This is a genomic window from Flammeovirga yaeyamensis (assembly GCF_018736045.1).
GTDB lineage: Bacteria > Bacteroidota > Bacteroidia > Cytophagales > Flammeovirgaceae > Flammeovirga > Flammeovirga yaeyamensis.
The window spans coordinates 2,562,818-2,575,241 of record NZ_CP076132.1 but is presented as its reverse complement, the minus strand read 5'-3'; the positions used below and the strand labels follow the sequence as shown (position 1 = coordinate 2,575,241).

Annotated in this window: 9 protein-coding genes; 5 read left to right on the top strand and 4 right to left on the bottom strand. The window is 32.8% G+C overall.

Going from position 1 to position 12,424, the window contains the following annotated elements:
• Window positions 1–155: 155 nt before the first annotated feature.
• Window positions 156–1,958: a signal peptide peptidase SppA gene (sppA, locus tag KMW28_RS10080; protein ID WP_169665277.1), complete on the bottom strand. Its 1,803-nt coding sequence runs from the start codon at window positions 1,956–1,958 to the stop codon at window positions 156–158.
• A 394-nt stretch (window positions 1,959–2,352) separates the two neighbouring features.
• Between sppA and KMW28_RS10075 the strand changes: the two genes are divergently transcribed.
• From KMW28_RS10075 to KMW28_RS10065, 3 genes are all read left to right on the top strand, one after another.
• On the top strand, window positions 2,353–3,186 hold the full coding sequence (locus tag KMW28_RS10075; RefSeq protein ID WP_066207714.1) for an XRE family transcriptional regulator: 834 nt from the start codon (window positions 2,353–2,355) through the stop codon (window positions 3,184–3,186).
• A 100-nt stretch (window positions 3,187–3,286) separates the two neighbouring features.
• Window positions 3,287–3,814: a DUF4924 family protein gene (locus KMW28_RS10070; RefSeq protein ID WP_066207716.1), complete on the top strand. Its 528-nt coding sequence runs from the start codon at window positions 3,287–3,289 to the stop codon at window positions 3,812–3,814.
• Window positions 3,815–3,888: 74 nt separating this feature from the next.
• Window positions 3,889–4,794: an NUMOD4 motif-containing HNH endonuclease gene (locus KMW28_RS10065; RefSeq protein WP_066207718.1), complete on the top strand. Its 906-nt coding sequence runs from the start codon at window positions 3,889–3,891 to the stop codon at window positions 4,792–4,794.
• A 52-nt stretch (window positions 4,795–4,846) separates the two neighbouring features.
• Here the strand turns inward: KMW28_RS10065 and KMW28_RS10060 are convergent, their stop codons facing one another.
• The 3 genes from KMW28_RS10060 to KMW28_RS10050 form a co-directional block, all read right to left on the bottom strand.
• Window positions 4,847–6,013 carry a homogentisate 1,2-dioxygenase gene (locus tag KMW28_RS10060; protein ID WP_169665278.1) on the bottom strand — a complete coding sequence of 389 codons (1,167 nt, stop codon included), beginning with the start codon at window positions 6,011–6,013 and terminating at the stop codon, window positions 4,847–4,849.
• A 91-nt stretch (window positions 6,014–6,104) separates the two neighbouring features.
• Entirely contained in the window at window positions 6,105–6,842 is a 738-nt protein-coding gene (locus tag KMW28_RS10055; RefSeq protein ID WP_169665279.1) for a DUF4262 domain-containing protein, read from the bottom strand.
• 17 nt (window positions 6,843–6,859) lie between these two features.
• Entirely contained in the window at window positions 6,860–9,094 is a 2,235-nt protein-coding gene (locus tag KMW28_RS10050) for an APC family permease (protein ID WP_066207725.1), read from the bottom strand.
• A gap of 401 nt (window positions 9,095–9,495) precedes the next feature.
• Here KMW28_RS10050 and KMW28_RS10045 point away from each other — a divergent pair, with 401 nt between their 5' ends.
• Window positions 9,496–11,061: an AbgT family transporter gene (locus KMW28_RS10045; RefSeq protein WP_169665280.1), complete on the top strand. Its 1,566-nt coding sequence runs from the start codon at window positions 9,496–9,498 to the stop codon at window positions 11,059–11,061.
• Between the two features lie 444 nt (window positions 11,062–11,505).
• Window positions 11,506–12,414, top strand: coding sequence for a DUF2911 domain-containing protein (locus KMW28_RS10040; RefSeq protein ID WP_169665281.1), 909 nt, complete (start codon window positions 11,506–11,508; stop codon window positions 12,412–12,414).
• Window positions 12,415–12,424: the final 10 nt, after the last annotated feature.

The window sequence follows — 12,424 nt, the reverse complement described above, 5'->3', positions numbered from 1 at the left end:
ATTCTTAGAAAGTTACAATTAACGGGTTACTTATTAATAACTAAATTTTCGGTATGATAGTTTAGTGATAATCAAAAAATCATTGTGTATATCAAAAAAATGAAAAAAGCCCCTATCATCAAATGATAGAGGCTTTTTGTAATATTCAAATAAATCTATGGTCTTTCGAATCCTTCGATCTCTTGATAATAAGGTATGGATGCTTGAACTCCTTTCATAGAATTCATCCACTTAAAGGTTTTATCCATGTATGTCGCATACTCTCCATACATATATGTTTTCACTCTTGCTTTAGCTGAATTATCTAAATTCGTCAAGAATTCTTGTAAAAAGTCTTTTTCACCAGGGAAATGTTCTATTTGATAATCATCATTCTCCAATTCAGCCAATGAAGCAGCCATTTCAATGGCTTTATCAATTCCTCCTAGTTCATCTACTAAACCCACTTCTTTTGCTTGTTCACCAGTCCAAACACGACCTTGTGCGATTTTAAGAATGTCTTCGACTTTCATTTTTCTACCTTGTGCTACTTTAGAAGTAAATGTTTCATACCCTTCTTCTACACTTGCTTGAATAATTTGTCTATCTTCTTCAGAGAAATCATCCAAAACAGACTGAAAGTTAGAAAACTTACCAGTAGACACTGCATAAGTTTGTAAGCCTAATTTCTTATTAACTAATTCTGATGGATTAAAAGCTAAACCGAAAATACCTATAGAACCTGTAATAGTGTTAGGGTAAGCGATAATTTTATCACAACCCGCTGAAATATAGTATCCACCTGATGCTGCATAAGTTGACATTGAAGCCACTACAGGTTTCTTTTCTTTTAATTTTTCGATAGCTCTCCAAATGAGATCCGATGATAATGCACTTCCTCCAGGTGAGTTCACTCTTAAAACAACAGCACTTACATCATCATCTTCAGCCAAATCATTAATATTCTCGATCAAATCTTTATTGCTAATAGCTGTTTGACCACTTTCTTTCTTACCGTAGATAATCTCACCCTCAGCCGATAAAATAGCAATTTTACCTTCTCCTCTTCTTCTTGGTCTAGCATCTAATGCATCCTTATACTTTGAGTAACCTACAGTATTAACATCAGAGAAACTTTCCAATTCAAACTTTTCAGCTAAATATTCTTTTACTTGATCTACGTAAACCAACTCATCTACAAACTTGTAATGAAGAGCGTCTTTAGCGTTACGGATTTTCATGTTGTTAGAAATATCTCTAATCTCATCAAGTCCTAAACCTCTAGAAGCTGCAACACCTTCCAAATAATGATTATATAAGTTATTCAGATAAGAAGTGATTTGTTCTCTGTTAGCATCACTCATTTTATCAGTTAAGAATGGCTCAACTGCTGATTTATATTTCCCAACTCTGAATACTTCAGGTTCAACCCCAATTTTCTCGAAGAACTTTTTATAGTACATTATTTCAGACGACAAACCATTAAATTCTAACCCTCCATGAGGATTCAAAAAGATTTTGTCTGATTCTGAAATCACATAATAACCAGCTTCTGAAATACCATCCGCATAAGCCCATACAAATTTATCGTTCGACTTAAACTCTTCTAATGCTTCTCTAACTTCAATTGCCATTGGCATTGATCCACCAAAAGTACCTCCTTTTAAATAGATACCAGAAATATTGTCGTCTTTTGCTGCTTTATCGATTACATCAACAAAATCATGTATTCCTATTGCCGAATTTGATGGAAAATAACTCGAATTAAATTTTTCGAATGGATCAGTTTCACCGATTTCTTTAAAGCTTTTTGAAATATCGAGAACTAATACTGAATTAGGGTCAATTTTAGACGGTTCACTTTTGCTTGAAGCTGCTATAATCGCCCCAAACATCATTGCTGAAAACAAGAAAATAATTGCGGAAGAAATAAATACGCCTACTATAACTGCAAGGGTAGTTTTTAAAAAACCTTTCATAAAAAATGAAGTAATTTTAATTAGTTGATAATTTATAAGAACAATTTATGACGACTTAGAGATGCTCATTGATAGTTTTTAGAGTTTATATTAAAGTTTCAAAAGCTTGTTCTAATAATTTTCAATTTAAGAAGAAAGATTTTATAAATCATAAAAAATATTTTGATATTTCAACATACCAACACCTTACACCAATAATCAATACTTATTTGTATTTCGTAATTGTATATATCCAACAATGAATTGACTTATCCCTTTATCTTGATGCTAAAAATAGACACAATTTGTTAATATACCGGGTAAGAGTACAATTTTAGTCTAATAATTTGGCAATAATTGTTCAAAATCATAAATTGATAAAAAATTAAGTATTCGTAGGTTAAAAAAATACCAAATGTCGAAAAACGCCTCATTATTTGGTGCTAATTTAAGGTACCTCAGACAAAAAAAAGATGGTAAATTAAGTCAAACTGACCTTGGTGATCAGTTGAGCACAGAAACTGATCAAGTATCAAGAAGTGCTATTTCATCTTATGAGGATGGCCGAGCAGAACCCAATTACACACGATTAGAAAAAATTTGTAGCTTCTTTAATGTTACTATTGATCAAATATTAAAAGAAGATCTTACAAAGCTTGATCCTAAAGAGATTGAGAAAAAGGAAAACTCTAAAGAACATATTTCAGGAGATAATCTCAGAATTTTAACCATTACCACTAATGATAACGGTGATGAAAATATTGAAATGGTTCCTGAACGTGCTAGAGCGGGTTATGCAACAGGATATTCAGATCTTAATTTCATCAGTAAATTAGATAAATATAGTTTACCATTCTTACCGAAAGGAAAGACGTATAGAGCTTTTGAAATAAGTGGTGACTCTATGCCTCCACTTGAAGAAGGTACGATTATCATTGGTGAATATATTGATGATTGGAATAATGTTAAAGACGGACAGGTATGTATTGTTACTACCCGTTCTGAAGGTTTTGTTTTGAAAAAGGTGTACAATAATGTAGACAAGAATAATACATATATCCTTAAGTCTACCAACCTTAGATATTCACCTTATGAGGTAGAAGTTCATGACATTAGTGAAATGTGGAAATTAGTGGCTCATATTTCTAAAGACTTCCCAGATAGTGATCAAAATAACGGATTAAACGACATGCAAGAAGCTATTTGGCGACTGGACCAAGAAGTACTTAGCTTGAAAAGGAAAAAATAATAAAAAAATAAACCATAAAAAGGGAATAGATCATGTAACTTCTATTCCCTTTTTTATATTTGCATAAAATATTATATCACTACTTTTTTGTAATAAAATAATGCTAATCGCTCAACAAAAGAAGGAACAGAATATCTGTGAATACATCATTTACATATATCAATCAGAGGAATTATTAAGAGCTTTCGATTTTAATTTTGAGGATATCAGAGAATACGTAGTAAATCATATTACTAAATTAAACGATAAAGAAAGAGATGAAGTAATTCAATGGCACAAAGACCTTCTTGAACTTATGAAAAAAGAAGAGGTAACAAAAGAAGGACATTGTTCATGGGCCCAAGATGAAGTTGACAATATTACGACCCTACACCACAAATTGTTGAGTGAAGACGAAGAATACCAAAAAGTATACAAAAAAGCTTCTCCTCACATTGATGAAAATCTAAAATTTGCCGATGGATTGATTACTAATCCAATTCAAATTTGTATTAATGGAATATTTGGTTTATTATTACTTAGAACTAGAGGAAAAAAAGTTGATAATGCGACCAAAAATATACTTGACTCGTTCGGTGATGTCTTATCTTATCTAGCATACAAATTCAAAGAAGTAGATAAAAACTAAAAACTAACATCATATGACGTTCTCTAGTAAAATATCAACTTCATTTTACTAACCACTTTATCAAAACATTAATTATGAGTAAAACTTCGCCTGAAAAAGTGACAGAAGAAATTTGGATGGAACTGCCTTTTACTGATAAAAAATATGAAATCAGTAACCAAGGAAAAGTCAAATCATACGCTCGATCTCAGAAAGGAGAAATAATTAAAGGACGAGACATTGGTGGTGGATATTTATCTATAGACTGTAAGGTTAATGATAAAAAGAAATCATACTATGTACATCGTTTAGTAGCTGAACTATTTCTAGATAAACCCAAAGAGGAAAACGAAATTGTCATCCATAAAGATGGAGATAAATCTAACAACAACGTTGAAAACCTTGAATGGTGTACCCTAAAAACTAGATTTGCAACTAAAAGAAAATATATTCCTGACTATTCTGAGAAGTTCGTAAAGAGCTGCAAAGCATCAAAAAAGACAAGTGAAAAGCCACAAGATGGGCACGACTATTTCATGTACAAGAATAAATACCACAGAATCTCTGATAATGGATCTTGTTTATTTATTCGTGTAAATGAAGATGGTAAATGGAAATCTTTAGCCATAGCTGAAATTATTCTTCGGGATATGGGCAAACTAAAACCTTCCAAAGCACATAAGTTGGCCTATAGAGACTGGGATTATAAAAACCTCAATAAAATCAACTTGTTCTGGGAAACACAAGCAGACAAATCTACACGTTTGCTTGAACAAAGACCTCTTCAATTGGATAGAATTAGAAAAATGGGTCAATCGCATAGAAAGGAGATTGCTCAACGTAAAAAAGATCTGATTCACAAATACCTTGAAGAAGGAAAGAGTATCGCAAAAATTAGTCGTTTGTTGAATATTGGTTATACTCGTTTATATAATTATATCAACGAAAATGATCTTTCAGCAATAACTCAATATTCTAAAAAAGAAGAAGAGTACGATTAATGAATTTGGTTTTTATGAAAAAGAGGGACTTTGATCCCTCTTTTTTATGTCTTTACTGCCAAGAATAAGGATACTCCTCATCTAAATAAGGCAAGCAATTTTCAGTCAGATGCAATGGAGCAAAAGTATCTACCATTACAGCATATTCTTTTGTTTCTTTTTTTCCTATACTTTTTTCCATTGTTCCTGGATGGGGTCCATGAGGAATTCCTCCAGGATGCAAAGTAAACGAACCTGTATCTATACCTTTTCTGCTCATAAACTCTCCTTCCGTATAAAATAATACTTCATCGGAATCTATGTTTGAATGATTGTATGGTGCCGGGATACTTAAAGGGTGATAATCAAATAATCTCGGTACAAAGCTACAAACGACAAATGCTCCTCTTGCTTGAAATGTTTGATGCACTGGAGGCGGCTGATGAATTCTACCTGTTATTGGTTCAAAATCATATATCGAGAAAGTGTAAGGATACAAGAAACCATCCCAACCAACAATATCAAATGGATGGTATCCATAAAAATATTGATGTAAAGCATCTCCCTTTTTAATCTTCATCTCTACATCACCTTTATGATCAGAATAATCATTAATTTCTATTGGAGGATGTAAATCTCTTTCACAATAAGGAGAATGTTCTAACAGTTGCCCTAATTCATTTCTATATCTTCCAACTGTTTCAATTGGTGCTTTTGATTCAACAATTAAAAACTTAGGCTTGATCTCTCCTTCCACTTCTATTTGATACATTGTCGTTCTTGGTATAACAATGTAGTCACCCTTTTTAAAAGGCAGTTTACCAAATTGAGAGTTTAGATTCCCCTGCCCTTCATATACATAAATCATCTCATCACCATCAGCATTTTTAAAGATGTAAGGCATAGAGAATTGATCTGGATAACAAATAGAAATTATACAAGATGAGTTCACCATTAAAGGTACTCGACTCTCAAGAAAATCATTTCCTGTATAATTTATTCCACTTGTTTTAAGGTGGGTCATTTTTAAACCATAATCCTTTAGTATTTTATAGGAATAAGGTGTTGAAGGACCAACCTTTTTGACATTTGTAGGAGGATTTTTGTGATAGATGTTGGAGTACACTCCAGAAAAGCCAAGTGAACTCACTAATTCCTCATGATACAACTCTCCTGAGTCGTTACGGAATTGCGTGTGCCTCTTAGGCGGAATTTTCCCAAGGCGATAATAGTAAGTCATGATAGTATTTATGTGTGTTTATAAAAAAGTTTGGTTGTATATCTAATATAGATAATATTTTGGTAAGTCTAGGACAATAACTCAAGTTATTCTACTCTTCTTCCTCATAATCGGAGATTTCCCAATCGTCATCCACCGATTTTCTTATGGCTGACTGACCATAATTTAGTTGGAACAACTGATTCAGACTAGGGTCTAATTTAATGATTTCATCAAAACTTAATACTTTTGCATTATCAAAATCTGGATGTTCTTCACTATGAAATTCCCAATCACCTTCATGAGTATGATATACCCATAGAATAGGATTGCCTTCAAGCGTATTTTTTGTTGTATAAACTGATTGAGACCTTTCTTCATAGAATTTAAAGTCTGTATTTCTATCTAATAGTGGCTGATTGAATTTCCATTGATTATTAAATGATGATTCCCATGGAAAAAATCCTCCTTTATCAGTCCAAACCATTTGATAAGCTTTAAAATCATTCTTTTGATTATAAAACCAAGAAATGTATTCCAAATAATCCGAATAGTACGCTTGATCTACGTCTATAAATTGAACAGGGAAATTATTGATAACTTCTGTATTTATCACATTCGCTTCATATTTCCTCCCGTCCTTTATTGCTTGACATACATTGGTCAGTAGGTTTTGCATCACCTCATTTGGCAATCCAAAAACAATAATTTCTGGATGTTGAAAAGATTTATATAAACCAATAGAAAACGCATAGGAAGGTAAATATTTATCCCCTTCTATCATACCAATATGAAACCCATGTTCCTCAATATTGGTTTTTATCAAATTTTCTGTTTCTAATGGTAACATCTATAAATACTTTCAAGTTATGAAATATCTTTCCTTTTTGCTGTATGGATAAATAACACATCACCAATATCATCATAACCATAGAAAACTTGTTCATTAATTTTCTTAGCTGCTTCTAGTCGAATCCCAATGATAGTCAAATCGGCATCTCTAGATTCTTGGTTGATCATTGTTTTCATATCCATATCATCCGCCCTAGTAAGAAGTCGAACATTGTTTTTAGAAATTGGTAAACGACCTGTTTTAATCAAATCTAAAATTTGAGATCTTCTTTCTTCTAATTCTGGTTCAGGGAAGCATGCCAACAACGTAATTTTGGCTTTTTTCCACTCCGGATGTCCAATAATAATAAAACCTAGTAAGATCATCAAGTTAGCATTTTCTAGATCTTTAGGAGTCAACCATATGTGAATTTCAGTTTTTACACCAAAGTTTCTTTCATCTGAACCTAATACACAAATATCATTACCGGTTACCGACATCAATTTGAAGTTATCGATAAGTTGTTTTAATCCATCATCAGGATCCTTTTTCGAAAACTCAAACATCAACATGTTATTATCCTTACCTGCTACTGAAGGTAACTGAATCACTTGGGCAATTACTGATGTCATCGAAGGACTAATCATTGTATCTAAATACACCTTACTTTTTGATGCTTCAGAAATCTTAATTAGACGTTGTAGGTCTTTTTCTGCATTTTTATTGGTCTCTTTTGATAAGTAACCATCAATAAGGTGAATGTAAGTGGCAAAACCATATTTATGGGCAATCCATCTCACAAGGTTAAAGGCAGAGAACCTTTTGAAAGTATTTCTACTCACACAAACTACAGCCGGTCTCCAGTGATCTTCGACATCGTCTTTTTCAGTTTTCTGAAGGAAAATTTGGAATTGCCTACTCAATTGGAAAATCACACCTTGGAAAATGGCCTTTAACCCTTCCTTATTCGGTGTAAACTGACGGACCATTTGATACAATAATGCCATAAAGATCAAGGCAATAAATGTGTATGTAGCAGAAATCTTAAACATTAAGTACCCACACATTAAAGCACCCACCAAAGAAATAATTGGTCTTGATTTGAATACTGGACGGTAAGCTGGATCTGAAGCAAAATGTTCTAAAAAACTAATCAAACAAATGGCACCATACGTTACCATGAAGAACATAGTGATAATTTGTGCTACTACATCAATATCTCCGATTAATACAAAAATAAGAGTAATAATTGAGGTAATTAATGATGAGTTTACCGGCTCGTTTGATCCCTTTTGAATTTTCGACAACCATTTGTTGACATATCCATTCGGAAGTACCTGATCTTCTGCGATTGCCTGTAAAGTTCTTGGAGCAACTAATATTGAACCAATTGCCGACGATAATGCTGCTGCAGCTAATCCAATTGGAATTAATGGACCCCAAAAAGAAATATCTGTCATGATTAGTGTATTCTCAGCTAAATCTTCTAATGAGGCAGAAACAGATAATTTATAAGCCACTAATAAATAGATGACCATTCCAAAAACACCTGCCAGCATGGTACCAATTGGAATCGATTTTTCTGGAGATTTCAAATCGCCAGACAACCCCACTCCTGCTGCAATTCCGGTAAATGCAGGGAAACAAATGGCGAGTACCTTAAAGAAGTTATCTCCACCCTCTATATGTCCGCTCCAATTTATTTTATCTAAGTTTTGAGAAAACTCTGTTGTTCCAATAAAGAAGGATAAAAGTGAAATGAATAATATAGCTACAACTATATATAGTGTCTTCATTCCTAAATCAGCACCTTTATACATAACCAAACCAATTAGACCTATTGTCATTGGAATTGTGATCCAACGTAAATTAAGATCTACAATTCCATATTGTTCTAATAAAGGAAATAATGGTCTGAAAGCTTCTGCGAAAGCTATAATATAAAATGCTGTACTGATTGCTTGAGAAAGATATAAGGAGATACCAATTGAGCCTCCTATGGTAATTCCAAAAGAACGAGAAATAATATAATACACTCCTCCACCTTGTACTTTTTGGTTAGTTGCAATTTCTGAAATTGCCATAGCCGTCGGTATTGTGACCAAGTGCCCTACTAATACCATTGAAAAAGTAGAAAGCAATCCTAAATTAGATACTGCGTAGCCGAATCTTAAAAATAAAATCGCTCCTAATATTGTACTAATTGAAGTAAAAAAAACTGGTGCAGTACCAAATCCCTGCTGTTGTGTTTTATCTAAGTTAGATCCCATATATAGGTATGTAGTTCATTAAATCAATGTCAAATTAAAAAAAGCAAATCGAAAATAAATATTTTCAACACTTTATTTTTAAAATCAAGTATCAATCAGAAGATTAGTTTTCCTATCCATAATAAATCAATCAATCTGATTATCAACATCAAAAAGTATAAAATATTTTAAGTCTTAATGTTTTTAACTTCTAGAATTTTTAACCTACTCCAATTTCAAATTATCATCCTATAACAATTCATCTTCATCACTTATAAAAGTAGAATAAGTCAAAGTATCTTGAATACTACAATAAATATTAATCTTTCAAAGTACTTTTGTCAGTCTTTTGAGGTTTATTTAAATTGCATCACTTTTGGAGGCAACTCCACAAATGAATTTATTACATCTTATCTATCTAAATGAGCACAACAAACAATTCAGTTAAGAAGAACCCTATCGATAAATTTTTAAGTTTTATTGAAAAGGTGGGTAATGCTCTACCCCATCCTGCAACACTTTTTGCAGGTTTTGCTTTTGCTATCGTCATTTTATCATGGGTATTTTCCCTAATGGATCTTAGTGTTAAACATCCTGGAAAAGATGAAATGATTACAGTAGTCAACCTACTTTCTCAAGATGGTATATATTTAATCCTTACCAAATTGGTAAAGAACTTTACTGATTTCGCTCCATTAGGGGTTGTATTAGTAGCTATGCTAGGTATTGGTATTGCTGAGGGAAGTGGACTTATTGGAACTATCATCAGATTGATGGTTTTAAAGTCGCCTAAAAAAATCATCACTTTTGTCGTTGTATTTGCGGGTGTGCTATCAAATACCGCTAGTGAAGTTGGCTATGTGCTATTAGTACCATTATCTGCTGTTATCTTTCTTGCTTTTGGAAAACACCCCATTGCTGGTTTAGCTGCAGCATTCGCAGGTGTCTCTGGCGGATATTCTGCCAACTTATTATTGGGCACCATTGATCCTTTATTACAAAGTATCTCTCAAGAAGCAGCACAGATTATTGAACCGTCTTATCTTATTAATCCGGCATGTAATTACTATTTCATGTTTGTGTCTACATTCTTTATTGGTATAGCTGGTACTTTCGTTACAGAGAAAATTGTCATTCCTCGATTAGGTGAATACAAAGGTGATGAAGTCGCTGAAGAAATGCATGCACTTACGAAAGAAGAAAGAAAGGGATTAATCTATGCTGGTATTGCAGCAGTCGTTATCATTACAATCATCTTAATTGGAATTATTCCTGATGATGGATTTTTAAGAAGACCTCTAACTCCTGAAGATATTGCCAAAGGCACTAAAGTGACTAGTATTTTTGAATCAGCCTTAATGAAAGGTATTGTTTCTTGGATTTTTATTATTGCAGCAATTTGTGGTATAGCATATGGTAAAGGGTCTGGAACATTTAAAAATGATTCAGATATTATGAAAGGTATGGGTGAATCAATGAAAACGATGAGTTCATATATTGTATTGGTATTCTTTGCAGCTCAATTTGTAGCTTATTTCAAATGGACTAACATTGGTTTAATCTCTGCAATAAAGGGAGCTGAATTCTTAAAAGCTTTAGGTTTGCATGAAATTCCTTTATTAATTTCTTTCATTTTATTAGCTGCGCTGATCAATCTTGTGATGGGGAGTGCATCTGCCAAATGGACTTTAATGGCACCTGTTTTCATTCCTATGTTTATGTTATTGGGAATTTCTCCTGAATTAACTCAGGTGGCTTACAGAATTGGTGATAGTGTAACAAACATTATTTCACCAATGATGTCCTACTTCGCATTAATTGTTGCTTTTATTCAACGATATGATAAAAAAGCGGGTATCGGAACCGTAATCGCCACAATGTTACCTTATTCCGTTGCATTTTTATTGGTTTGGGTAACGTTAATGGCTATATGGTTAATCTTTGATTTCCCTATTGGACCTGATTCGCTTCTAAAATACAACCCTTAATTAATGTTAATTTATCATTATTGTAATAATATTTATAAATATTTTATTACTTTTGAAGTGCAATCAATCACGATTGCAATGAGAAATAGTTAGTTTTTGGGTTGCACAAAGGTTTCGTCTTGCGAAACCTTTGTGTTTTTTTATGCCCTTTTGATTTTAATAAGTTACTTCTTTTAAGATTTATCTTTCATTAATAATATAAATTATTACCCAGCCATTTGCTCAAGTATCAATTAAAATCCTTCTAAACATTATTTACAATAATTGTTTAAACAATATTTAAGTAAATAAATTTGAATTTCTGTCCCCTATTTTCTTTATTTCGACACTTTTTAAACTTTCATTAGTTCAAAGTCAAAATTGATCATATGATTTCAAGTTTTTGAAGAAATATTATCTATTCAGACCTAGGACACATAATTCATAAAAAATAATTTAATCACTATGTTGAAAAGATCAACACTTTCACTAATTGTTACACTACTTCTTGGCGTAGCAAACGTATTCGCTCAAAATCTTCCAGTTCCATCACCTGCGGCTGAAGTTAAACAAACAGTTGGCGTTACTGAGATTTCTGTTAACTACTCTTCACCTGCTGTAAAAGGTAGAACTGTTTTTGGTGAGCTAGAAAAATTTGGCTCAACTTGGAGAGCTGGTGCTAACGGACCAACTGCCATCACTTTCTCTTCTGATGTTATGATTGACGGTAAAGAAGTAAAAGCAGGTACTTACAACATCTTCCTTTCTTTAGAAGAAAATGCAGAATGGACTTACCATTTCAATGGTGCTAACAAATCTATCTTTGCTTACAATAAAGATGGAAAACAAGATATCGCAGGAATTGAAGCTGATGATGTTGCATCATTCAAAACAAAGCCTGAGGCTGCTCCTTTCAGAGAAAGATTAACTTACTTGATTGAATCTGTAAAAGACAACGAAGCAAAAGTTACTTTATGGTGGGACAAAACAATGGTTAGCTTTACAGTAAATGTTCCTACAGATAAATTAGCAGAAGCAAATATTGCATCAAGTACTAAGAATGTTTGGAGAACTTTCCAAAACTCAGCAAACTTCTATGCTTCTTCAAATCCTGAAAAAGCTTTAGAATTAATTGAAAATTCAATTAGCCTTCGTCCAAACTATTTCTGGAATAATTGGGTAAAAGCTCAAATCTTAGCGGGTCAAGAGAAATATGACGAAGCTTTAACTGCTGCTATTGACGCACGTAAATTTGGTGAAGCAAAACCTGATGGTGCTTACAACTACTTTAAAGGTAGCTTAAATAAAGACATCGAAACTTGGATGCCTAATGCTTCTAAAAAGTGGAAAAAAGCTAACAAATCTAATATCTAATATTAGACTT